This is a genomic window from Streptomyces sp. R302 (assembly GCF_012927245.1).
Lineage (GTDB): Bacteria > Actinomycetota > Actinomycetes > Streptomycetales > Streptomycetaceae > Streptomyces.
This window is the reverse complement of sequence record NZ_JABBGE010000002.1, coordinates 265,722-289,542: the sequence shown is the minus strand read 5'-3', so window position 1 is coordinate 289,542 and position 23,821 is coordinate 265,722. Positions and strand designations below refer to the sequence as shown.

Genomic DNA, 23,821 nt, shown 5'->3' with positions numbered 1-23,821 from the left:
CGACCGCCCTCGGGACCTGGCCCGGTTGCGAAGCAAGGGCCGATCGTCGTGGACGTGCTGTCCTGCCGCATGGCAGCGCAGGCATGCGGGCCGCCGCAGGGACAGGGCAGGGCAGGGTGCGGTCGAGAGCCGATAGGCGCCGGGCGGACCGCTGCGTGGGCCGGTGGCCCGCATGGATTCCAGGTGGGGTGGTTCCTCTGCCGCTGCCAGGCTGTCACGGGGTGACGATGGCGACGTTCTTGTCGCCCGGGTCCAGCGCATCGGTGAGCCGGGCGAGTACGGAGACGTCGCCGCTCATCTGGATGCCGGTGGCGGCGAGCTGTTCGGGGGCCAGGCCGAGGGCGAGGGCCGGCAGCGCGCGCCGCGTCATCGTGATCGTGGCATCGGCGTCACCGGACGAAGCCGCCGCACTGTAGGTCAGTACTCCGTTAGCCAGGCGCAGCCGGAAACGGGCGTCGGTGTCGGTGAGGACGATGTCGATGGACAGGTTCTCGTCCCACGCCTTGAGGCGGTCGATCTGGGTGGCGAGGGCGTCGGAGAGCATCTGCGGGGTGAGCTGGCTCATGACGTCGGGGGCGGTCGTCTCGGTCAGTGTTCCGAACCGGCCCTCGCGCAGTTCGGTGGCCCCAGAGAGGAAGGAGGAGCGCCAGGTGCCGTTCTCCGCCCCGTAGTCGACGCGCTCGCCAGCCTTGCCCGTCATGTCCGCCCCGGCGGTGACCACGGGGCGCGGTGGGAGCCGTCCGACTCGCGCCGCACGGGCCGTGTCTGGGCGGCAACCAGGCACCGGGCGCCTGGCACTCGGCCGCCCCTTCGCGTCGCATCGCCCTGCAGTCTTCCGGGGACCAGGGAGCCAGGATCCCGAGGCGGGCGCCAGGACAGGCGGCAGGTGAAGACCGGCGTGGGTGACGCGGCCTGCCGGTCCGCAGACAGGTACCGCGAAGAGCGGAGGCGCCATGGGAAGCGGAGCCCTCCATGAATGGCGTAAATGATCCGATATCGGGCTAGGGCAACGACCCACTGGACCACTTGCGTTTTGACGCGCGGTCGACCGCGTTCGCGCAGGTCGCAGCCGGTGCGTGAGGGAAACGACACTACTCAGCCGTACGTTCCGTCACATCATCAGGTTTTTGATGGCGGGTGGATCCGCCGGCCCCCTGACGGGGTGCCTGACCTGCGGGAACGAGTCGCGAGAGGAGTGGTGCTCGAATCGCAGACCCCGAGGGTAGGGAAACAGCAATGGCCGAAGGGCCGTTTGCGTTTTGACATGTACGAGAAAGGGCCTGGCCAGCGTTTCCGCTGGTCAGACCCTCTTTCCGGAAGTGCCCCCGGCAGGATTCGAACCTGCGCACACGGCTCCGGAGGCCGTTGCTCTATCCCCTGAGCTACGGGGGCGTTGTCGCTGCTTGGCGGCGACGGGTGAAACCTTACCAGCTGTCGTGGGGTGCCTGTGAACAGGTATTTCCGGGGCGTCACCTCGGGGGTGTTCGCTCGCGTGGGTCGGAAGTGGGCAAAACCCGGACGCAGCCCCTCGGGGCGGCCTACTCTCGTTCACGTGTCAGGCGTGTCCGGGCGGGTGCTCGTTGTCGACGACAACAAGGTCATCCGGCAGTTGATCAGGGTCAATCTCGAACTCGAGGGGTTCGAGGTCGTGACCGCGGCCGATGGTGCCGAGTGTCTGGACGTCGTGCATCGCGTGCGGCCCGACGTCGTGACGCTCGACGTCGTCATGCCGCGGCTCGACGGGATCAAGACCGCCCAGCGGCTGCGGGAGGATCCGCGGACGCGGCATCTGCCCGTGGCGATCATCAGTGCCGGCGGGGAGGGCGAGGGGGCTCCGGCGGCGGACGCGTTCCTCGCGAAGCCCTTCGAGCCGGCGGAGCTCGTACGGGTCGTCCGGCAGCTTCTGCACCGCGAGCCCCGGCAGCGGCGCCAGGCCGGTGGGGCCGACGCGGGAGAGGAGCCGTCCGCAGGGGACGGCCACCCCGAGAGACCGGGGGCGGCGGGGAGTTTCTGCCCCGGTCGGTGAGTGGGGGCGCCTGATTCCACCTGGACCTGGGGATTCGTTGTCCGGGGGATACCAGGTGCCCGTATGGCGAAACCGGTTCGCGTTCCGACCCCCCTCCTCCCCTAGGCTGGGACCGTGACCCCCGCGGACCTCTCCCTCACCGTGCAGCACGCCGTGCGCCGTGCGGTCGACGACGGTGCGCTGCGGGTCGATGTTCCTCCGCGCGTGAAGGTCGAGAAGGCGCGGCCCGGAGGGGTGGGGGAGTACGCCAGCAGCGTCGCCCTGTCCCTCGCCCGGCCGGCCGGGCGGGCCGCGCTCGACGTCGCCTCCGTACTGAAGGAGCGGCTGGAGGGGGCCGACGGGATCCTCGCCGTGGACATCACCGGGCCCGGGTTCCTCAATTTCACCCTGCGCCCCGGTGGCGGGGCCGAGGTCGTGGCGGCCGTGCGCGCCGCCGGGCTCTCGTACGGGCGTGGTGACGCCCTCGCCGGGGAGAGCTTCCGGTTCGAGCCCGTCGCCGAGGCGCGTGCCCAGGTCGTCGTCGCCTGTCTGATCGGGCTGCTGACCGGGCAGGGCGGCCTGGCCCGCGTCGAGACCGGCGGCGAGCGGCTGTACGTGCACCCGGGTACGTACGACAGTGAGGCCCTCGGCAGCGACGCCGGTCGGTGGCGGCTGCTGCGGGCCGCGCTCCACGACCGGCCCCTCGACGGGGCTCCGCTCCTCGTACGGCACGAGCGCAACGCGCTGTTCCGTGTGCAGTACGCCCACTCCCGTGTACGGCGGCTCCTCGTCAATGGGGCGCAGCTCGGTGTCCTCCCCGCGTACGAGGCCGAGGCCGACGTCGACGGGGAGCTGCTCGGGCTGCTCCGCGACCACCCCGCCGTGCTTCTCGCCGCCGCCCGCCACCGCGCCCCCGACCGGGTCGCCCGGCACCTCGAAGCCGTCGCCGACGCGCTGCTCGGCTTCCAGCACACCGTTCTGCCGCTCGGCGACGAGAAACCCTCGGCCGCCCACCGTTCCCGGCTCGCGCTCGCCGAAGCCGCCGGGACGGTGCTCGCCGGCGGCCTCTCCGTGCTCGGCATCAGCGCACCCGACCGGATCTGAAAGAGCTGACCAGACATGAGCCGTTCCGCCCACCCCGCAGGCCCCCGCCACGCCGACGTCCTCCCCGAGGGCCACTACACCGCCCCGCCCGCCGACCTGAACACGCTCGACACCAAGGTGTGGGCGCGGACCGTCGAGCGGGACGGGCAGGGCGTCGCGACCATCGGCGGGCTGCGCGTCACCGATCTCGCCGAGGAGTTCGGGACCCCCGCGTACTTCCTCGACGAGACCGACTTCCGCGCCCGCTGCCGCGCCTGGGCCGAGGCCTTCGGCACCGAGGCCGACGTCTTCTACGCCGGCAAGGCCTTCCTCTCCCGCGCGATCGTCCGCTGGCTGCACGAGGAGGGGCTCAACCTCGACGTCTGCTCCGGCGGCGAGCTCGCCACCGCGCTCTCCGCCGGCATGCCCGCCGAGCGGATCGCCTTCCACGGCAACAACAAGAGCGAGGAGGAGATCCGGCGGGCCGTCGAGGTCGGCGTCGGGCGGATCGTCCTCGACTCCTTCCAGGAGATCGTCCGGGTCGCGCACATCGCCCAGTCCCTCGGCAAGCGGCAGCGGGTGCAGATCCGGGTGACCGTGGGTGTGGAGGCGCACACGCACGAGTTCATCGCCACCGCCCACGAGGACCAGAAGTTCGGCATCGCGCTCGCCGGCGGGCAGGCCGCCGAGGCCGTGCGCCGGGCGCTGAAGCTCGACGGCCTGGAGCTCATCGGCATCCACTCGCACATCGGCTCGCAGATCTTCGACATGGCCGGCTTCGAGGTCTCGGCCCGCCGCGTCGTCCAGCTCCTCGCCGAGGTGCGCGACGAGCACGGCGTCGAGCTGCCCGAGATCGACCTCGGCGGCGGCCTCGGCATCGCGTACACCTCCGAGGACGACCCGCGCGAGCCGCACGAGATCGCCAAGGCGCTCGGCGAGATCGTGACGCGGGAGTGCGAGGCCGCCGGGCTGCGGACCCCGCGGATCTCGGTCGAACCCGGGCGCGCCATCGTCGGGCCGACCGCGTTCACGCTGTACCGGGTCGGCACGATCAAGCCGCTCGACGGGCTGCGCACGTACGTGAGCGTCGACGGCGGCATGTCGGACAACATCCGTACCGCCCTGTACGACGCCGAGTACAGCGTCAGCCTGGTCTCCCGCGTCAGCGACGCCGAGCCGATGCTCTCCCGCGTCGTCGGCAAGCACTGCGAGAGCGGCGACATCGTCGTCCGCGACGCCTTCCTCCCCGCCGACCTGGCGCCCGGAGACCTGATCGCCGTGCCGGCCACCGGCGCCTACTGCCGCTCCATGGCGAGCAACTACAACCACGCCCTCCGGCCGCCCGTGGTGGCGGTCCGGGACGGCGAAGCGAGGGTCATCGTCCGCCGCGAGACGGAGGAAGATCTCCTGCGTCTCGACGTCGGCTGATGAAATAGTCGGGTGGTGGAATCGATGTCTCAGGATCCGGACGGGCGGCGGAATCCTCCGTCCGGTGAGTGAGACTTGTTCTCATCCCCGCGAGAACCGCAAGAACCGTAGAGATACGAATCAGAAGTACGAGAAACGAGGTCGGATGATGCGTACGCGTCCGCTGAAGGTGGCGCTGCTGGGCTGTGGAGTTGTCGGCTCCGAGGTGGCGCGCATCATGACGACGCACGCCGACGACCTCGCCGCGCGCATCGGCGCGCCGGTCGAGCTCGCCGGTGTCGCCGTCCGCCGGCCCGACAAGGTCCGCGGCGGCGTCGACCCGGCGCTGATCACCACCGACGCCACCGCCCTGGTCAAACGCGGGGACATCGACGTCGTCGTCGAGGTCATCGGCGGGATCGAGCCGGCCCGCACCCTCATCACCACCGCCTTCGAGCACGGCGCCTCCGTGGTCTCCGCCAACAAGGCGCTGCTCGCCCAGGACGGCGCGACCCTGTACGCCTCCGCCCAGCGGCACGGGCAGGACCTGTACTACGAGGCCGCCGTCGCCGGCGCGATCCCGCTGATCCGCCCGCTGCGCGAGTCCCTCGCCGGCGACAAGATCAACCGCGTCATGGGCATCGTCAACGGCACCACGAACTTCATCCTCGACAAGATGGACTCGACCGGCGCCGGCTACCAGGAGGCCCTGGACGAGGCCACCGCGCTCGGATACGCCGAGGCCGACCCGACCGCCGACGTCGAGGGCTTCGACGCCGCCGCCAAGGCCGCCATCCTCGCCGGAATCGCCTTCCACACGCGCGTGCGCCTCGACGACGTCTACCGCGAGGGCATGACCGAGGTCACCGCCGCCGACTTCGCCTCCGCCAAGGAGATGGGCTGCACCATCAAGCTGCTCGCGATCTGCGAGCGGGCCGCCGACGGCGAGTCCGTCACCGCGCGCGTGCACCCCGCGATGATCCCGCTGAGCCACCCGCTGGCCTCCGTCCGCGAGGCGTACAACGCGGTCTTCGTCGAGGCGGAGGCCGCCGGGCAGCTCATGTTCTACGGTCCGGGGGCGGGCGGCGCGCCGACCGCCTCGGCCGTTCTCGGCGACGTCGTCGCCGTCTGCCGCAACCGTCTCAACGAGGCGACGGGCCCCGGCGAGTCCGCGTACACCCAGCTGCCCGTGAGCCCCATGGGCGACGTGGTGACGCGGTACCACATCAGTCTCGACGTGGCCGACAAGCCGGGCGTCCTCGCCCAGGTCGCGACGGTCTTCGCCGAGCACGGCGTATCGATCGATACCGTGCGCCAGCAGGGCAAGGACGGCGAGGCATCGCTCGTCGTCGTCACCCACCGCGCGGCCGACGCCGCCCTCTCCGGGACGGTCGAGGCGCTGCGCAAGCTCGACACCGTGCGCGGTGTCGCCAGCATCATGCGTGTTGAAGGGGAGTAAGGACCCATGACCAACCAGGGCACCCACCAGTGGCGCGGCATCATCGAGGAGTACCGGGACCGCCTTCCGGTCACGGACACGACGCCGGTCGTCACGCTCCGTGAGGGCGGTACGCCGCTCGTCCCCGCCCAGGTCCTCTCCGAGCGCACGGGCTGCGAGGTGCACCTCAAGGTCGAGGGCGCCAACCCCACCGGTTCCTTCAAGGACCGGGGCATGACCATGGCCATCACCCGGGCGAAGGAGGAGGGCGCCAAGGCGGTCATCTGCGCCTCCACCGGCAACACCTCCGCCTCCGCCGCCGCGTACGCGGTGCGGGCCGGGATGGTCTCCGCGGTCCTGGTGCCCCAGGGCAAGATCGCGCTCGGCAAGATGGGCCAGGCACTCGTGCACGGCGCGAAGATCCTCCAGGTGGACGGCAACTTCGACGACTGCCTGGACCTGGCCCGCGCGCTGTCCGACAACTACCCGGTCGCGCTGGTCAATTCGGTCAACCCGGTCCGCATCGAGGGCCAGAAGACCGCCGCGTTCGAGATCGTGGACATGCTGGGCGACGCGCCCGACATCCACGTCCTCCCGGTGGGCAACGCGGGCAACATCACCGCGTACTGGAAGGGGTACCGCGAGTACGCCGAGGACGGGCTCGCCACCCGCCGCCCGCGCATGTGGGGCTTCCAGGCCTCCGGTTCGGCCCCCCTGGTGCGCGGCGAGGTCGTCAAGGACCCCTCCACCATCGCCACCGCGATCCGCATCGGCAACCCGGCCTCCTGGGACTACGCGATCGCCGCGCGCGACGAGTCGGGCGGCTTCATCGACGAGGTGACGGACCGTGAGATCCTGCGCGCCTACCGTCTGTTGGCCGCGCAGGAGGGCGTCTTCGTGGAGCCCGCCTCGGCCGCCTCGGTCGCCGGCCTGCTGAAGGCCGCCGAGCAGGGCAAGGTCGACCCGGGCCAGCGGATCGTCTGCACCGTGACCGGAAACGGCCTGAAGGACCCCGACTGGGCCGTCGCCGGCGCCCCGCAGCCGGTCACCGTCCCGGTGGACGCCGCGACCGCCGCGCAGCGGCTCGGACTGGCCTGAAACGGTCGAGGCCGCGTCGGTTCCTGATCGGACGAAACCCGATCAGGAACCTACATAGATGCACAGGTTGGCGCGCGACACGCATCGTGCGCCTCCTGTGCGCCCTATGTCGCCGCAGAACCTTCCTTGGATAGGCTGTACCGAACCCGCCGCGACGCAGACGCGACGCATATGCGTGGTGCCGTTGCCGTTGTCGCCTCCTCGCGGCCGAAACGGCCGAAACGGTACTCCGGGTTCCCCAGCACTTCTCTTGAACACCACGTCGCCGCAGTCAAGGAGAGTCATCGAGCGATGGCCGGTCCCGCGTTCCGCGCCGCCGCCGTACGGGTGCGCGTCCCCGCCACCAGCGCCAACCTCGGCCCGGGCTTCGACGCCTTCGGCCTGTCGCTGGGCCTCTACGACGACGTCGTCGTCCGGGTCGCCGACTCCGGGCTGCACGTCGACATCGCCGGAGAGGGCGCCGAGACGCTCCCGCGCGACGAGAGACACCTCCTCGTACGCTCCCTGCGCACCGCCTTCGACCTGCTCGGCGGGCAGCCGCGCGGCCTGGAGGTCGTCTGCGCCAACCGCATCCCGCACGGCCGCGGCCTCGGCTCCTCCTCCGCCGCCATCTGCGCCGGCATCGTCGCCGCCCGCGCCGTGACCATAGGCGGGGACAGCAAGCTCGACGAGGCCGCCCTCCTGGAGCTGGCCACCGAGATCGAGGGCCACCCCGACAACGTCGCCGCCTGTCTGCTCGGCGGCTTCACCCTCGCCTGGACCGAGTCCGGCGCCGCGCGGGCGATCAGGATGGATCCCTCGGATTCCATCGTTCCGGTGGTTTTCGTCCCCGGGAAGCCGGTGCTGACCGAGACCGCCCGCGGTCTGCTGCCGCGCACCGTCCCGCACGTGGACGCCGCCGCCAACGCCGGGCGCGCCGCCCTCCTCGTCGAGGCCCTGACCCGCCGCCCCGAGCTGCTGCTCGCGGCCACCGAGGACCGCCTGCACCAGGAGTACCGGGCCCCCGCGATGCCGGAGAGCATCTCACTTGTGAACCGGCTGCGGGCCGACGGCGTGCCCGCCGTCATCTCCGGCGCGGGGCCCACGGTCCTCGCGCTGGCCGACGGGAAGACCGCCGACAAGGTCGCCCTGCTCGCGGGCGAGGGGTGGGCCGCGAACAGGCTCGACCTCGACGCGCCCGGAGCGAGCGTGCTGCCGCTGGCGCCCTGAGGCGCGGCGGCGGGCGGTGCCAAGGACGCCGGGCAGCGTCCTGAACACGCGATTGCCGGTGAGTGAGAGGGGGAATGTTTGTTGGAGCCGGTAGTGTTAACCTCAAGTCTGCACCCGACCTCTTTGTGGAGCGGTGCGGAGTGTCCCCTCAGGGACCACACATTCTTCCGGGAGCCTCCCCAACTGCCTGAGCAGCCTGCCTGAGCAGTTTCGAGCACGCTCCGGAACCGGCACGACACCCCTCGCTCATTCCATGCGAGGGCCGAGCAGGGGGCGCTCGGGCCGGACCCACAGCACGTTTCCTCTCTCTCGCCGCATCCCGGCGGGACCACCGCCCCGGACACGGTCCACCAACCAGGACCCTGCCGGACAGCACAACCGGTCGCCGAGCCACAGGGCCGACGTCCGCTCCAGGGAAGGACCCTTCGTGAGCGACACCACCGATCTGATGGGCGTGCCTGCCGACAGCACTGTCGACGCCGCCGCGCCCGCCGCAGGTGCCGCCGGCAGCGGCACCGCACGGCGCCGCCGCTCCGGCACCGGCCTCGAGGGCATGGTCCTGGCCGAGCTGCAGCAGGTCGCGTCCGGCCTCGGCATCAGGGGCACCGCGCGCATGCGCAAGAGCCAGCTGATCGAGGTCATCAAGGAGGCGCAGGCCGGTTCCGGCTCCGCCGCCCCCGCCAAGACCGAGGCCGCCGCCGAGACCAAGCCGAAGCGCCGCGCCACCTCCAAGGCCCGTACGGGCGAGTCCGCCGAGGCCGCCGAGCCGAAGGCGGAGAAGGCCGAGCCGGCCCCCGCCCAGCAGCAGATCGACATCCCGGGCCAGCCGTCGAAGTCCAACGGTGCCGACCAGGGCGACGAGCAGCCGGCCGGCGAGCGCCGCCGCCGTCGTGCCACCGCCCCCGCCGGTTCGCCGGAGGGTGCCGAGGGCGCGCAGGCCGTGAAGACCGAGGCCCGTACCGAGGCGCGTGCCGAGGCGCGTACCGAGGTCAAGGGCGAGCAGCAGGGCGAGAAGGCCGAGGCCGCCGTCGACGGCGCCGAGGGCCGCACCCGCCGTGACCGCCGGGACCGTCGTGACCGCCAGCGCGAGCGCGGCAAGGGCGACGACAAGGAGCAGGGCGGCGGCCAGCGCAAGGACCAGCAGCGCCAGGGCCAGGGCCAGCAGCAGGGTCAGGGCCAGCGTCCGCAGGGCGGCGCCCCGCAGGACGACGACGACGACTTCGAGGGCGGCCGCCGTGGCCGTCGCGGCCGCTACCGCGACCGCCGTGGCCGTCGCGGGCGCGACGAGTTCGCCGCCGGCGAGCCGCAGGTCTCCGACGACGACGTCCTGATCCCCGTCGCGGGCATCCTGGACATCCTCGACAACTACGCGTTCATCCGGACCTCCGGCTACCTGCCCGGTCCGAACGACGTGTACGTCTCCCTCGCCCAGGTCCGCAAGAGCGGTCTGCGCAAGGGCGACCACCTCACCGGCGCGGTCCGCCAGCCGAAGGAGGGCGAGCGCCGCGAGAAGTTCAACGCGCTGGTCCGCCTCGACTCGACCAACGGCATGGCGCCGGACTCCGGCCGCGGCCGCCCCGAGTTCAACAAGCTGACCCCGCTGTACCCCCAGGACCGGCTCCGTCTGGAGTCCGACCCGGGCGTGCTGACCACGCGGATCATCGACCTCGTGTCGCCGATCGGCAAGGGCCAGCGCGGTCTGATCGTGGCCCCGCCGAAGACCGGCAAGACCATGATCATGCAGGCGATCGCCAACGCGATCACCCACAACAACCCCGAGTGCCACCTGATGGTCGTCCTGGTCGACGAGCGTCCGGAAGAGGTCACCGACATGCAGCGGTCGGTGAAGGGCGAGGTCATCTCCTCGACCTTCGACCGCCCGGCCGAGGACCACACCACCGTCGCCGAGCTGGCCATCGAGCGCGCCAAGCGCCTCGTCGAGCTGGGTCACGACGTGGTCGTCCTGCTGGACTCCATCACCCGTCTGGGCCGCGCGTACAACCTCGCGGCGCCCGCCTCCGGCCGCATCCTGTCCGGTGGTGTCGACTCGACCGCGCTCTACCCGCCGAAGCGCTTCTTCGGTGCCGCGCGCAACATCGAGGACGGCGGCTCGCTGACCATCCTGGCCACCGCGCTGGTCGACACCGGCTCGCGCATGGACGAGGTGATCTTCGAGGAGTTCAAGGGCACCGGCAACATGGAGCTCAAGCTCGACCGGAAGCTCGCCGACAAGCGGATCTTCCCCGCCGTCGACGTCGACGCCTCGGGCACCCGCAAGGAGGAGATCCTCCTCGGCAGCGACGAGCTCGCCATCACCTGGAAGCTCCGCCGCGTGCTGCACGCGCTCGACCAGCAGCAGGCCATCGAGCTGCTCCTGGACAAGCTCAAGCAGACGAAGTCGAACGCCGAGTTCCTGCTGCAGATCCAGAAGACGACGCCGGGCGCCAACAACGACTGACGCCGTCGGTGGCGGGGGGAGACCCTCGTCACACCGCGGGAACAGGGCGCCGACCTTGTGACCCGTTCGTGACCTGCGCGAACACTGTGCCCACCGCTCCCCGAGCGGTGGGCACAGTGCGTTGTCGACAGCTCGCTCATCGAAACCTCACAGAACGCCGTGCAACCCTTTCGGATGCTTCGCCGTCACAAAAGGTGAACCATAGGCCCGAGGGAAGACGATGACCGAGCAGAACAACAGCGGGCGCGCACGCGGAGGCGCCACCGGACGCCGCCGCAAACCGACCGCCACACGCCGCCGCCGGATCGCCATAGCCGTGTCCGGCGCCACCGCCGTGCTCGTCCTGGCCGGCGCCGGACTCGGCTACGTGTACCTCAAGCTCGACGGCAACCTCCAGGGCGTCGACATCAACGCCCAGCTGGGCACCGACCGCCCCAAGAACGTCGACGACGGCTCCATGGACATCCTCGTCCTCGGCTCCGACTCCCGCTCCGGCGACAACGGCGCCTACGGCAAGGACGAGGGCGGCGCCCGCTCCGACACCGCGATGGTCCTCCACGTCTACGAGGGCCACAAGAAGGCCAGCGTCGTCTCCATACCCCGCGACACCCTCGTCGACCGCCCCGCCTGCACCGACGGGCAGGGCAACGAGGTCGCCGGCCGGAGCCGCGCCATGTTCAACACCGCGTACGAGGTCGGCGGCCCTGCCTGCGCCGTCAAGACCGTCGAGTCCCTCTCCGGGATCCGCATGGACCACTACGTCGAGGTCGACTTCACCGGCTTCAAGAAGCTCATCGACACCCTCGGCGGCGTCGAGATCACCACCACCCGGGCCATCAAGGACTCCAAGAGCCACCTCGACCTGGAGCCCGGCACCCACACCCTCGACGGCGAGCAGTCCCTCGGTCTCGTCCGCACCCGCAAGAGCGTCGGCGACGGCAGCGACCTCGGCCGCATCCAGCTCCAGCAGGCCTTCATGAAGGCCTTCATCGAGCAGGTCAAGGACGTCGGGGCGGGCACCAGCCCCAAGAAGCTCCTCGACCTCGCCGACGCCGCCACCAAGGCCATCACCCCGGACTCCGAGCTCGACTCCGTCCAGGAGCTCATGGGCTTCGCCCAGGGCCTCTCCGGGCTCGGCGCCGAGGACGTCCACATGATCACGCTGCCCGTCGAGTACGACCCCCGGGACCTCAACCGCGTCGTGCCCCTCGAAGCCCAGGCGGAACAGGTCTGGAAGGCCCTCAGGGCCGACCGCCCCATCCCCGCCTCCGCCACGAAGGACGCCGCCACCGGCAAGGCCGAGGGCGTGATCGGCTAGCCCCGGAATCCGGCCCCCGGAATCCGGCCCCCGGAATCCGGCCCCGGAATCCGGGGGCCGGGAATACCGCCGCCGTCACCCCGGTTTGGGGAGATGCGGCCAGTCCTGGCAGACTGGTACGTCGGCCCCGGTTCACGTCCGCCGCAACCCGCGGCGACGACCCGGCGCCCTCCCGAAACTAGGAGACACCTTGAAGCGCGAGATCCACCCCGAGTACGTCGAGACCCAGGTCAGCTGCACCTGTGGCGCGTCGTTCACCACCCGCAGCACCCTGACCGAGGGCACCATCCGTGCCGAGGTCTGCTCCGAGTGCCACCCGTTCTACACGGGCAAGCAGAAGATCCTCGACACCGGCGGCCGCGTGGCCCGCTTCGAGGCCCGCTTCGGCAAGGCCGCCGGCTCCGCCGCGAAGTAGCGAGCCCCCGCGCCGGTCATCGGCCGCCCCCGCGCGGGGCGGCCGGGACCGGCGCTTTGGCGTCCCCGTAGCACCACACGAAACCAGGAGCCCGAAGATGTTCGAGGCCGTCGAGGAACTGGTCGGCGAGCACGCCGACCTTGAGAAGAAGCTCGCCGACCCGTCGGTCCACGCCGACCAGGCCAACGCGCGCAAGCTGAACAAGCGCTACGCCGAGCTGACCCCGATCGTCGGCACGTACCGCTCCTGGAAGCAGACCGGGGACGACATCGAGACCGCGCGCGAGTTCGCGCACGACGATCCCGACTTCGCCGCCGAGGTCAAGGAGCTGGAGAAGCAGCGCGAGGAGCTCACCGAGAAGCTCCGCCTCCTGCTGATCCCCCGCGACCCCAGCGACGACAAGGACGTCATCCTGGAGATCAAGGCCGGCGCCGGCGGCGACGAGTCCGCCCTCTTCGCGGGCGATCTGCTCCGGATGTACCTCCGCTACGCCGAGCGCGTCGGCTGGAAGACCGAGATCATCGACGCCACCGAGTCCGAGCTCGGCGGCTACAAGGACGTCCAGGTCGCCGTGAAGACCAAGGGCGGCAACGGCGCCACCGAGCCCGGCCAGGGCGTCTGGGCCCGCCTCAAGTACGAGGGCGGCGTCCACCGCGTGCAGCGCGTGCCCGCCACCGAGTCGCAGGGCCGCATCCACACCTCCGCCGCCGGCGTGCTCGTCACCCCCGAGGCCGAGGAGGTCGACGTCGAGATCCACGCCAACGACCTGCGCATCGACGTCTACCGCTCCTCCGGCCCCGGCGGCCAGTCGGTCAACACCACCGACTCCGCGGTCCGCATCACCCACCTGCCGACCGGCATCGTCGCCTCCTGCCAGAACGAGAAGAGCCAGCTCCAGAACAAGGAGCAGGCCATGCGCATCCTGCGCTCCCGGCTCCTCGCCGCCGCCCAGGAGAAGGCCGAGGCCGAGGCCGCCGACGCCCGCCGCAGCCAGGTCCGCACCGTCGACCGCTCCGAGAAGATCCGCACGTACAACTTCCCGGAGAACCGCCTCTCCGACCACCGCGTCGGCTTCAAGGCGTACAACCTCGACCAGGTCCTCGACGGCGACCTCGACGCCGTCATCCAGGCCTGCGTCGACGCCGACTCCGCGGCCAAGCTCGCCGCGACCTGACCGGCCCGCGGCACCTCTCCCCGCCCCACCCCGCACCACGGAGGACCAGCGTGAACCTGCTGCTTGCCGAGGTGGCCCAGGCCACCCAGCGGCTGGCCGACGCCGGCGTTCCCTCACCGCGTTTCGACGCCGAGGAGCTCGCCGCGTTCGTGCACGGCGTCAAGCGGGGGGAGCTGCACAACGTCAAGGACGCCGACTTCGACGCCCGCTACTGGGAGGCCATCGCCCGCCGCGAGGCGCGCGAACCCCTCCAGCACATCACCGGCCGGGCGTTCTTCCGCTACCTGGAGCTCCAGGTCGGCCCCGGGGTCTTCGTGCCCCGGCCGGAGACCGAGTCCGTGGTCGGCTGGGCCATAGACGCCGTGCGCGCGATGGACGTCGTCGAACCGCTCATCGTCGACCTCTGCACCGGCTCCGGCGCCATCGCCCTCGCCATGGCCCAGGAGGTGCCGCGCTCGCGCGTCCACGCCGTCGAGCTCTCCGACGACGCGCTCGTCTGGACCCGCAAGAACGCCGACGGCTCCCGCGTCACCGTCCACCAGGGCGACGCGCTCACCGCCCTCCCGGAGCTCAACGGCCAGGTCGACCTGGTCATCTCCAACCCGCCGTACATCCCCCTCACCGAGTGGGAGTACGTCGCCCCCGAGGCCCGCGACCACGACCCCGAGATGGCCCTCTTCTCCGGCGAGGACGGCCTCGACACCATCCGCGGCATCGAGCGCACCGCGCACCGGCTGCTCCGCCCCGGCGGCCTCGTCGTCATCGAGCACGCCGACACCCAGGGCGGCCAGGTGCCGTGGATCTTCAACGAGGAGGCCGGCTGGGCGGACGCCGCCGACCACCCCGACCTGAACAACCGGCCGCGCTTCGCGACCGCCCGCAAGGCGATGCCGTGAGCCGGCACCGCACCACCACGACTGAGGAGGAGCGCGACTGATGGCACGCCGATACGACTGCAACGAGGCGACCGACCGCGCGACCGGCCTGCGCGAAGCCGCGTCGGCCGTGCGCCGCGGCGAGCTCGTCGTGCTCCCCACCGACACCGTGTACGGACTCGGCGCGGACGCCTTCGGCAGCGAGGCCGTCGCCGAGCTGCTCGCCGCCAAGGGCCGGGGCCGCGGCATGCCCACCCCCGTCCTCATCGGCTCCCCGAACACCCTGCACGGCCTCGTCACCGACTTCTCCGAGCACGCGTGGGAGCTCGTCGACGCCTTCTGGCCCGGCCCGCTCACCCTGGTCGCCCGCCACCAGCCGTCCCTCCAGTGGGACCTCGGCGACACCCGCGGCACCGTCGCCATCCGCATGCCGCTGCACCCGGTCGCCATCGAGCTGCTCACCGAGGTCGGCCCGATGGCCGTCTCCTCCGCCAACCTCTCCGGACACCCGGCGCCGGAGGACTGCGACGCCGCCCAGCAGATGCTCGGCGACTCCGTCTCCGTCTACCTCGACGGCGGTCCGACGCCCGGCAACGTCCCCTCCTCCATCGTCGACGTCACGGGCAAGGTCCCGGTGCTGCTGCGCGAGGGCGCGCTGTCACCGGAGGAGCTCCGGAAGGTCGTACCCGACCTCGAGGTGGCCAGTTGACCGCCCCTGAGGGGCGTGGCATAGCGGGGTACGAGCACGACACCACCTTCCGCATCCTCCACGTCAGCACCGGCAACGTCTGCCGCTCGCCCATCACCGAGCGGCTGACCCGCCACGCCCTGGGCGAGCGCCTCGGCGACGGGCTCGGCCGGGGCCTCATCGTGGAGAGCGCCGGCACCTGGGGCCACGAGGGCGCCCCCATGGAGACCAACGCGGAGCTGGTCCTCGCCGACTTCGGCGCCGACCACAGCGGCTTCGTCGGGCGCGAACTCCTCGACGAGCACGTCATCCGCGCCGACCTCGTCCTCACCGCGACCCGCGACCACCGCGCGCAGGTCATCTCGATGGGCCACTCGGCCGGACTGCGCACCTTCACCCTGAAGGAGTTCACCCGCCTGGTCCGCGCCATCGACCCCGCCACCCTCCCGGACCCCCGCGACGGGGTGGTCGAACGCGCCCGCGCCCTGGTCCGCGCGGCCGCCGCTCTACGCGGGTGGCTCCTCGCCCCCTCCGCCGAAGCGGACGAGGTCAACGACCCCTACGGCGCCCCCATCACCGTCTTCCGCTCCATCGGCGACGAAATCCAGGAGGCCCTGGACCCGGTCGTCACGGCCCTGACGGGCGTCCCGACGAAGGGCTGACGCCGGCGCGGCGAAGGACCGACGGGTGCGGGCTGCTCCGGGGGCGGGCCCGGGGGCCCGCGCCTACATTGGTGCTACGTCCCCCAGGCCCGGAGTCAGCCATGTCGGTCAGCGCGCCCCCAGATGAGGTCCTCGACGTCCTGCGGCGGCAGGATCCGCAGATCGCCGACGTGCTGGCGGGGGAGGCGCGGCGACAGGCCGAGACGCTCCAGCTGATCGCGGCGGAGAACTTCACCTCGCCCGCGGTGCTCGCGACGCTGGGGTCGGCGCTCGCGAACAAGTACGCCGAGGGGTATCCGGGCGCCCGGTACCACGGCGGCTGCGAGTACGCCGACGCGGCCGAGCGGATCGCCGTGGAACGGGCCACCGCGCTCTTCGGAGCCGAGCACGCCAACCTCCAGCCCCACTCGGGCTCCGCGGCCGTCCTGGCGGCGTACGCGGCCCTTCTGAGGCCCGGTGACACGGTCCTCGCCATGGGCCTGGACCATGGCGGGCACCTCACGCACGGTTCGCCCGCGAACTTCTCCGGCCGCTGGTTCGACTTCGTCCCGTACGGCGTCGACGCCGAGACCGGCCTCATCGACTACGAGCAGCTCGCCGCGCTCGCCCGCCACCACCGGCCAACCGCGATCGTGTGCGGCTCCATCTCCTACCCCCGCCACCCCGACTACGCCCTCTTCCGGGCCGTCGCCGACGAGGTCGGGGCGTACCTCATCGCCGACGCCGCCCACCCCATCGGACTCGTCGCCGGGGGAGCGGCGCCGAACCCGGTCCCGTACGCCGACGTCGTCTGCGCCACCACGCACAAGGTGCTGCGCGGTCCGCGCGGCGGGATGGTGCTGTGCACGGCGGAGCTGGCGTCGCGGATCGACCGGGCGGTCTTCCCGTTCACCCAGGGCGGCGCCCAGATGCACACCATCGCGGCGAAGGCGGTCGCCCTGGGGGAGGCGTCCACCCCGGCCTTCACCGGGTACGCCCATCGGGTGGTCGAGCACGCGCGCGTGCTCGCGGCCGCGCTCTCCGCCGAGGGCTTCGCACTGACCACCGGCGGCACCGACACCCACCTCATCACCGCCGACCCCTCCCCGCTGGGCCTCGACGGCCGCACCGCCCGCGCCCGGCTCGCCGCCGCCGGCATGGTCCTGGACACCTGCGCCCTTCCGTACGGGGACGGGCGCGGCATCCGGCTCGGCACCGCGGCGGTCACCACGCAGGGGATGGGCGCCCCGGAGATGGCCAGGATCGCCGGGCTGTTCACCGCGGCGCTGCGCGACGAACCGGAGGAAACGGCTCGGGTACGTGCCGAAGTACGGGAGCTGACCAGCGGGTTTCCCCCGTATGGACGGTGAGCGGGAGAAGCCCGCGGGGCGCCCGCAACCGTTCCGGGGCCCGGGGTGTCTCCAACCACATGGACGGCACGGCTAGGGTGTGGGGCTGAGATGGCCAGCGATTCCTGTGGGGACAGCCCGTGCGTGATTACCTGCTGACGCTCTGTGTCACGGCCGCGGTGACCTATCTGCTGACCGGTCCGGTGCGGAAGTTCGCCATCGCGACCGGCGCGATGCCGGAGATCCGCGCGCGCGACGTGCACCGAGAACCGACTCCGCGGCTCGGTGGCATCGCCATGTTCTTCGGGCTGTGCGCCGGCCTGCTCGTCGCCGACCACCTGCAGAACCTCAACAGCGTCTTCGACCAGTCGAACGAGCCCCGCGCGCTGCTCTCCGGCGCGGCCCTGATCTGGCTGATCGGCGTCCTGGACGACAAGTTCGAGCTGGACGCGCTGATCAAGCTGGGCGCCCAGATGATCTCGGCCGGCGTGATGGTGGCGCAGGGCCTGACGATCCTGTGGCTGCCGATCCCGGGCGTCGGCACGGTCGCGCTGACCCAGTGGCAGGGCACCCTCCTGACGGTCGCCCTGGTCGTCCTCACCATCAACGCGGTCAACTTCGTCGACGGCCTCGACGGTCTCGCCGCCGGCATGGTCTGCATCGCCACCGGCGCCTTCTTCCTGTACGCGTACCGCCTCTGGTACGGCTACACGATCGAGGCGGCCGCCCCCGCGACCCTCTTCGCCGCGATCCTCATGGGCATGTGCCTGGGGTTCCTGCCGCACAACATGCACCCGGCGCGGATCTTCATGGGCGACTCGGGCTCGATGCTGATCGGCCTGATCCTCGCCGCCTCCGCCATCTCGATCACCGGCCAGGTGGACCCGGACACCCTGAAGATCTTCGAGGGCTCGACCCGGCAGGCGACCCACGCGGCCCTGCCCGTCTTCATCCCGCTGGTCCTGCCGCTGACCATCATCGCGATCCCGATGACCGACCTGGTCCTGGCGATCGTGCGGCGGACCTGGAAGGGCCAGTCGCCCTTCGCCGCCGACCGCGGCCACCTGCACCACCGGCTCCTGGAGATCGGCCACTCGCACAGCCGGGCCGTGCTGATCATGTACTTCTGGTCGGCGCTGATCGCTTTCGGGGCGCTCGCGTACTCGGTGCACTCGGCGTCGATGTGGATCGTCCTCGCCATCACGGTGCTGAGCGCCCTCGGTCTCGTCCTGCTCCTGATGCCGCGCTTCTCGCCGCGGGCGCCCCGCTGGGCGGAGACCATCGTTCCGCCGCGGTACCGGCGCCGGAGGCGGGTCGTCGAGCCGGAGCCGGAGCACGGGGCGACGGCGGAGGAGGACCGGGTGCCGGTCCCGGCCGGGCTGCACGGCTCGACGGCCATCGGTCACCGTTCGCGCTTCTCCGACCGGAGGAAGGCCGGAACGCCGAGTTGACGCCGAGGTGACGTTGCGTCAGCGGTGGTCGGCGAAAGCCTCAACTGGGCTCAATACCAGACAAGGTGCCCTGCTGTCGCGCACAATCGCGCGTTGTAACCCTCATGTGTGACAGTTGGCACACCCCCTGGGTAAAGACCTATTCAAATAGTTTGTGATACGGTTCACGAGACCCGGCGACAGAGCCGAAAGACCGTAGTGCGACGGTCTGTTGGCCCCGAGACCCACCTCGGACCGGGCCTACGCTCGTCCCTGACGACACCATCGCCCCCTCCATCACAGCGGAGACACCGCCATGCCTTCCACCGACGCACGCCTCCTTCTCTCGGCCGTCGTACCCACTGCCGCCGTCGGCGCCATCGCCACGGTGATCAGCGGCATCGTCGCCGGCGGCAAGGGGGCTATCGGCGCCGTGCTCGGCACCCTGGTCGTGCTCCTCTTCATGGGTATCGGGATGCTGGTGCTGCAGCGGACGGCAAAGAAACTTCCGCAGCTGTTCCAGGCCATGGGGCTCATGCTCTACACGGCCCAGCTGCTGGTTCTCTTCGTCTTCCTGGCCTTGCTGAAGGGCACCACGGTGTTCGACTTCAAGGCCTTCGCCTTCACGCTGCTCGCGGCGACCGTGGTGTGGGTCGCGGCCCAGGCCCGTGCCTACATGAAGGCCAAGATCGCGTACGTCGAGCCCGAGAAAACGGGTTCGAAGTCGTGAAGGGTAGGGCCGGGATAAAGAGCCGTTCGGCTTCCTGCTATCGTCCGGTGCCAACTGCGGCATTGCGGGCGCGGGCATCCGAAGCGGCGCCTGTCCCAGCGCGAGGCTCGAAGCCGACCCGCCGCCCCCTTATCCGTAAGACCAGTCCAGTGCCGACCCGCGGCTGCGTGCCGCGCCGACACAACGAGGTTGCCGTACCTATGCGCCACGCTGAAGGAGCCCGCGGTGAGTGCTGACCAGACGCTTGCCTTCGACCCGGATTGCCACATCTTCACCGGATGTGGCTTCCCGGCTCCGGGCCTGCACACGTTCATCTACGAGCCCGTCGCCACGTGGGGCAGCTTCGAGCTGACCAAGCCCATGCTGCTCGCGATCCTCAGCTCGGTCGTGGTGGTCGGTTTCTTCTGGGCGGCCTTCCGCAAGCCGAAGCTGGTCCCCGGCAAGATGCAGATGGTCGGCGAGGCCGGTTACGACTTCGTGCGCCGCGGCATCGTCTACGAGATCATCGGCAAGAAGGACGGCGAGAAGTACGTCCCCTTCATGGTCTCGATGTTCTTCCTCGTCTGGATGATGAACCTCTGGTCGATCATCCCGCTGGCCCAGTTCCCGGTCACCTCGCTGATCGCCTTCCCGGCGGCCCTCGCGCTGATCGTGTACGTCCTCTGGGTCTCGCTGACCTTCAAGAAGCACGGCTTCGTCGGCGGCTGGAAGAACATCGTCGGCTGGGACAAGTCCCTCGGTCCGATCCTGCCGCTGGTCGTCGTCCTCGAGTTCTTCTCGAACCTGATCATCCGGCCCTTCACGCACGCGGTCCGACTGTTCGCGAACATGTTCGCCGGTCACCTGCTGATCGTGATGTTCTCGCTGGCCTCCTGGTACCTGCTCAACGGCATCGGCATCGTCTACGCCGGCACGTCCTTCGTGATGGTCCTCGTGATGACCGCCTTCGAGCTCTTCATCCAGGCCGTCCAGGCGTACGTCTTCGTCCTCCTGGCCTGCAGCTACGTCCAGGGCGCGCTCTCCGAGCACCACTGAGCCCCCTGCCACGGACCAGCTCCACCACCCACCCCGCAGTCTCCGGTGGCCAACCCCCACCGGGTCCTTGAAAGAGAAGGAAGAACCGGCATGTCCGCTCTCCAGACCCTTGCTGCTGTCGAAGGCAACGTCGCCGCCATCGGTTACGGCCTCGCCGCGATCGGCCCCGGCGTCGGCGTCGGCATCATCTTCGGTAACGGCACCCAGGCCCTCGCCCGCCAGCCCGAGGCGGCCGGCCTGATCCGCACCAACCAGATCATGGGTTTCGCCTTCTGTGAGGCGCTCGCCCTCATCGGCATCGTCATGGGCTTCGTCTACTAAGCCTGCTTCTCGACGACAGCCACATTTTCACGGAAGGCACTGATGTGAACGCTCTGCTTCTTGCGGCCGAGGGGGAGCCCCAGCCCCCCCTCCTCCCGCATCTTGACGAGCTCGTCATCGGCCTGATCGCCTTCGTCATCGTCTTCGGCTTCCTCGCCAAGAAGCTCCTCCCGAACATCAACAAGGTTCTGGTCGAGCGCCGCGAGGCCATCGAGGGTGGCATCGAGAAGGCCGAGTCGGCCCAGATCGAGGCTCAGAGTGTGCTGGAGCAGTACAAGGCACAGCTTGCCGAGGCCCGCCACGAGGCCGCGCGTCTCCGCCAGGAGGCGACGGAGCAGGGCACCGCGATCATCCAGGAGATGAAGGCGGAGGGCCAGCGCCAGCGCGAGGAGATCATCGCCGCCGGTCACACGCAGATCGAGGCCGACCGCAAGGCCGCCGCCTCCTCCCTGCGTCAGGACGTCGGACAGCTCGCCACCGACCTGGCCGGCAAGCTGGTCGGCGAGTCCCTCCAGGACGTCGCCCGCCAGAGCCGCACGATCGACCGCTTCCTCGACGAGCTCGAGGAGAAGGCTGAGGCCGTCCGATGAACGGAGCGAGCCGTGAGGCACTGGCCGCCGCCCGCGAGTCCCTCGACGCACTGACCGACAACACCTCGGTCGACGCGGCGAAGCTCGCTGACGAGCTGGCCGCGGTCACCGTCCTGCTCGACCGCGAGGTGTCGCTGCGCCGGGTCCTGACCGACCCCGCCCAGTCGGGTGAGGCCAAGGCCGAGCTCGCGCAGCGACTCCTGACCGGTCAGGTGGGCGGCGAGACCGTCGACCTGGTTTCCGGCATGGTCCGGTCCCGCTGGTCGCGCTCCCGCGACCTCGTCGACGCGGCCGAGGAGCTGGCGAACACCGCCGACCTCACCGCGGCGCAGAAGGCGGGCGCCCTCGACGACGTCGAGGACGAGCTGTTCCGCTTCGGCCGGATCGTGACCTCCAGCACCGAGCTCCGCTCGGCGCTGACGGACAAGACCGCGAAGCCCGCCGCCAAGGGCGAGCTGCTGCGCACGCTGCTCGGCGGCAAGGCCAACGCCACCACCGAGCGCCTGGTCGTCCGTCTGGTGACCCAGCCCCGGGGACGTAGCCTGGAGGTGGGACTCGAGTCCCTGTCCAAGCTCGCCGCGGCGCGCCGGAACCGGATGGTCGCCGTCGTCACCTCGGCGGTGCCGCTGTCCGACCAGCAGAAGCAGCGCCTCGGCGCCGTACTGGCGAAGCTGTACGGCCGCGAGATGCACCTGAACCTGGACGTGGACCCCACGGTCCTCGGCGGGATCTCGGTGCGGGTCGGCGACGAGGTCATCGACGGCACGGTCTCCGAGCGCCTCGGCGAGGCGAAGCGGCGGCTGGCCGGCTGACGGCTCACGCCGCCGGCAACACAACACGCATCACAGCGGCCCGGTTGGGCCGTGCAGAGATTGCAGAAGATTCCTGGGGGTCGGCCCCCAGACCCCTTAAGAAACTTCGGGCCCAACAAGGAGAGCAGGGAACCCAGATGGCGGAGCTCACGATCCGGCCGGAGGAGATCCGGGACGCGCTGGAGACCTTCGTCCAGTCGTACCAGCCGGACGCGGCCTCGCGCGAGGAGGTCGGCACGGTCAGCCTGGCCGGTGACGGCATCGCGAAGGTCGAGGGTCTTCCCTCGGCCATGGCGAACGAGCTGCTGAAGTTCGAGGACGGCACCCTCGGTCTCGCGCTGAACCTCGAAGAGCGCGAGATCGGTGCGATCGTTCTCGGTGAGTTCAGCGGCATCGAGGAGGGGCAGTCGGTGCAGCGCACCGGCGAGGTCCTCTCCGTCGGCGTCGGTGAGGGATACCTGGGTCGCGTCGTCGACCCGCTCGGCAACCCGATCGACGGTCTCGGCGAGATCGCGACCGAGGGCCGCCGCGCCCTCGAACTGCAGGCCCCCGGCGTCATGGCCCGTAAGTCGGTCCACGAGCCGATGGAGACCGGCTACAAGGCCGTCGACGCCATGACCCCGGTCGGCCGTGGTCAGCGTCAGCTGATCATCGGCGACCGCCAGACGGGCAAGACCGCCCTGGCCGTCGACACGATCATCAACCAGCGCGACAACTGGCGCTCGGGCGACGTGAACAAGCAGGTCCGCTGCATCTACGTCGCCGTCGGCCAGAAGGGCTCCACCATCGCGTCCGTGCGCGGCGCGCTGGAGGAGGCCGGTGCGCTCGAGTACACGACGATCGTCGCCGCCCCGGCGTCCGACCCGGCCGGCTTCAAGTACCTCGCCCCGTACACCGGCTCGGCCATCGGCCAGCACTGGATGTACCAGGGCAAGCACGTCCTGATCATCTTCGACGACCTGTCGAAGCAGGCCGACGCCTACCGCGCCGTGTCGCTGCTGCTGCGCCGCCCGCCGGGCCGTGAGGCCTACCCGGGTGACGTCTTCTACCTGCACTCCCGCCTCCTGGAGCGTTGCGCCAAGCTCTCGGACGAGCTGGGTTCCGGCTCGATGACCGGTCTGCCGATCGTCGAGACCAAGGCGAACGACGTCTCGGCGTTCATCCCGACCAACGTCATCTCCATCACCGACGGCCAGTGCTTCCTGGAGTCCGACCTGTTCAACGCCGGCCAGCGCCCGGCCCTGAACGTCGGTATCTCGGTCTCCCGAGTCGGTGGCTCCGCCCAGCACCCGGCCATGAAGCAGATCGCCGGCCGCCTCCGCGTGGACCTCGCCCAGTTCCGTGAGCTGGAGGCCTTCGCGGCCTTCGGTTCCGACCTGGACGCGGCCTCGAAGGCGCAGCTGGAGCGCGGTCAGCGCATGGTCGAGCTGCTCAAGCAGGCTCAGTACCAGCCGATGCCGACCGAGAACCAGGTCGTCTCCGTCTGGGCCGGTACCACCGGCAAGATGGACGACGTCCCGGTCGCCGACATCCGTCGCTTCGAGGCCGAGCTCCTGGCGTACCTCCGCCAGAACCACTCGGGTCTCATGACCTCCATCCGCGAGGGCAAGAAGATGTCGGACGACACCCTGACGGCCGTCGCCGACGCCATCGCGGAGTTCAAGAAGCAGTTCGAGACCTCTGACGGCAAGCTGCTCGGCGAGGACGCCCCTGCCGCCGTCAACGTCTCGAAGTGACGACGGAAG

Annotated in this window: 22 protein-coding genes and 1 tRNA gene; 21 read left to right on the top strand and 2 right to left on the bottom strand. The window is 70.7% G+C overall.

Annotated elements, in window-relative coordinates; all coding sequences use genetic code 11:
- Positions 1 to 214: 214 nt before the first annotated feature.
- Both HHL19_RS07220 and HHL19_RS07215 read right to left on the bottom strand, forming a co-directional pair.
- Positions 215 to 700 (bottom strand): alkyl sulfatase C-terminal domain-containing protein, encoded by a 486-nt coding sequence (locus HHL19_RS07220; RefSeq protein WP_206325695.1) that lies wholly within the window; start codon positions 698 to 700, stop codon positions 215 to 217.
- A gap of 620 nt (positions 701 to 1,320) precedes the next feature.
- Positions 1,321 to 1,392: transfer RNA gene (locus HHL19_RS07215), tRNA-Arg, on the bottom strand.
- Between the two features lie 160 nt (positions 1,393 to 1,552).
- Between HHL19_RS07215 and HHL19_RS07210 the strand changes: the two genes are divergently transcribed.
- From HHL19_RS07210 to atpA, 21 genes are all read left to right on the top strand, one after another.
- Complete coding sequence (locus tag HHL19_RS07210) at positions 1,553 to 2,026, top strand: response regulator (protein WP_169086788.1); 474 nt, start codon at positions 1,553 to 1,555, stop codon at positions 2,024 to 2,026.
- A gap of 114 nt (positions 2,027 to 2,140) precedes the next feature.
- The gene (gene nrtL / locus HHL19_RS07205; RefSeq protein ID WP_169086786.1) at positions 2,141 to 3,109 is read left to right on the top strand and encodes an ArgS-related anticodon-binding protein NrtL; all 969 of its coding nucleotides are present in this window, start codon (positions 2,141 to 2,143) and stop codon (positions 3,107 to 3,109) included.
- A gap of 15 nt (positions 3,110 to 3,124) precedes the next feature.
- Positions 3,125 to 4,516: a diaminopimelate decarboxylase gene (lysA, locus tag HHL19_RS07200; RefSeq protein WP_169086784.1), complete on the top strand. Its 1,392-nt coding sequence runs from the start codon at positions 3,125 to 3,127 to the stop codon at positions 4,514 to 4,516.
- A 148-nt stretch (positions 4,517 to 4,664) separates the two neighbouring features.
- Positions 4,665 to 5,954 carry a homoserine dehydrogenase gene (locus tag HHL19_RS07195; protein WP_169087565.1) on the top strand — a complete coding sequence of 430 codons (1,290 nt, stop codon included), beginning with the start codon at positions 4,665 to 4,667 and terminating at the stop codon, positions 5,952 to 5,954.
- A gap of 6 nt (positions 5,955 to 5,960) precedes the next feature.
- The gene (gene thrC / locus HHL19_RS07190; RefSeq protein ID WP_169086782.1) at positions 5,961 to 7,031 is read left to right on the top strand and encodes a threonine synthase; all 1,071 of its coding nucleotides are present in this window, start codon (positions 5,961 to 5,963) and stop codon (positions 7,029 to 7,031) included.
- Between the two features lie 291 nt (positions 7,032 to 7,322).
- Positions 7,323 to 8,240: a homoserine kinase gene (gene thrB / locus HHL19_RS07185; RefSeq protein ID WP_169086780.1), complete on the top strand. Its 918-nt coding sequence runs from the start codon at positions 7,323 to 7,325 to the stop codon at positions 8,238 to 8,240.
- A 427-nt stretch (positions 8,241 to 8,667) separates the two neighbouring features.
- Positions 8,668 to 10,698: a transcription termination factor Rho gene (rho, locus tag HHL19_RS07180; RefSeq protein ID WP_346768522.1), complete on the top strand. Its 2,031-nt coding sequence runs from the start codon at positions 8,668 to 8,670 to the stop codon at positions 10,696 to 10,698.
- Between the two features lie 220 nt (positions 10,699 to 10,918).
- The gene (locus tag HHL19_RS07175) at positions 10,919 to 12,016 is read left to right on the top strand and encodes an LCP family protein (protein ID WP_169086778.1); all 1,098 of its coding nucleotides are present in this window, start codon (positions 10,919 to 10,921) and stop codon (positions 12,014 to 12,016) included.
- A 190-nt stretch (positions 12,017 to 12,206) separates the two neighbouring features.
- On the top strand, positions 12,207 to 12,431 hold the full coding sequence (gene rpmE / locus HHL19_RS07170; protein WP_169086776.1) for a 50S ribosomal protein L31: 225 nt from the start codon (positions 12,207 to 12,209) through the stop codon (positions 12,429 to 12,431).
- Between the two features lie 97 nt (positions 12,432 to 12,528).
- Positions 12,529 to 13,605, top strand: coding sequence for a peptide chain release factor 1 (gene prfA / locus HHL19_RS07165; RefSeq protein WP_169086775.1), 1,077 nt, complete (start codon positions 12,529 to 12,531; stop codon positions 13,603 to 13,605).
- A 50-nt stretch (positions 13,606 to 13,655) separates the two neighbouring features.
- Positions 13,656 to 14,501 (top strand): peptide chain release factor N(5)-glutamine methyltransferase, encoded by an 846-nt coding sequence (prmC, locus tag HHL19_RS07160; protein WP_169086773.1) that lies wholly within the window; start codon positions 13,656 to 13,658, stop codon positions 14,499 to 14,501.
- A 40-nt stretch (positions 14,502 to 14,541) separates the two neighbouring features.
- Entirely contained in the window at positions 14,542 to 15,189 is a 648-nt protein-coding gene (locus HHL19_RS07155) for an L-threonylcarbamoyladenylate synthase (protein ID WP_169086771.1), read from the top strand.
- A complete protein-coding gene (locus tag HHL19_RS07150) occupies positions 15,186 to 15,830 on the top strand; it encodes a protein-tyrosine-phosphatase (RefSeq protein ID WP_169086769.1) in 645 nt (214 codons plus the stop codon). The genes HHL19_RS07155 and HHL19_RS07150 overlap by 4 nt, the downstream gene beginning before the upstream one ends.
- A gap of 101 nt (positions 15,831 to 15,931) precedes the next feature.
- Entirely contained in the window at positions 15,932 to 17,179 is a 1,248-nt protein-coding gene (gene glyA / locus HHL19_RS07145; protein WP_169086767.1) for a serine hydroxymethyltransferase, read from the top strand.
- Positions 17,180 to 17,298: 119 nt separating this feature from the next.
- Entirely contained in the window at positions 17,299 to 18,609 is a 1,311-nt protein-coding gene (locus tag HHL19_RS07140) for an MraY family glycosyltransferase (protein ID WP_169086765.1), read from the top strand.
- A gap of 295 nt (positions 18,610 to 18,904) precedes the next feature.
- Positions 18,905 to 19,318 carry a hypothetical protein gene (locus tag HHL19_RS07135; RefSeq protein WP_169086763.1) on the top strand — a complete coding sequence of 138 codons (414 nt, stop codon included), beginning with the start codon at positions 18,905 to 18,907 and terminating at the stop codon, positions 19,316 to 19,318.
- Positions 19,319 to 19,543: 225 nt separating this feature from the next.
- Positions 19,544 to 20,353, top strand: a complete 810-nt coding sequence (gene atpB / locus HHL19_RS07130; RefSeq protein WP_169086761.1) for a F0F1 ATP synthase subunit A — start codon at positions 19,544 to 19,546, stop codon at positions 20,351 to 20,353.
- Between the two features lie 90 nt (positions 20,354 to 20,443).
- The gene (gene atpE, locus HHL19_RS07125; RefSeq protein WP_006346597.1) at positions 20,444 to 20,674 is read left to right on the top strand and encodes an ATP synthase F0 subunit C; all 231 of its coding nucleotides are present in this window, start codon (positions 20,444 to 20,446) and stop codon (positions 20,672 to 20,674) included.
- Positions 20,675 to 20,718: 44 nt separating this feature from the next.
- Complete coding sequence (locus HHL19_RS07120; RefSeq protein WP_169086760.1) at positions 20,719 to 21,264, top strand: F0F1 ATP synthase subunit B; 546 nt, start codon at positions 20,719 to 20,721, stop codon at positions 21,262 to 21,264.
- Positions 21,261 to 22,076 carry a F0F1 ATP synthase subunit delta gene (locus tag HHL19_RS07115; protein WP_169086758.1) on the top strand — a complete coding sequence of 272 codons (816 nt, stop codon included), beginning with the start codon at positions 21,261 to 21,263 and terminating at the stop codon, positions 22,074 to 22,076. Before HHL19_RS07120 ends, HHL19_RS07115 begins: the two co-directional genes overlap by 4 nt.
- A gap of 137 nt (positions 22,077 to 22,213) precedes the next feature.
- Positions 22,214 to 23,812 (top strand): F0F1 ATP synthase subunit alpha, encoded by a 1,599-nt coding sequence (atpA, locus tag HHL19_RS07110; protein WP_169086756.1) that lies wholly within the window; start codon positions 22,214 to 22,216, stop codon positions 23,810 to 23,812.
- The last annotated feature ends 9 nt before the right edge of the window (positions 23,813 to 23,821 follow it).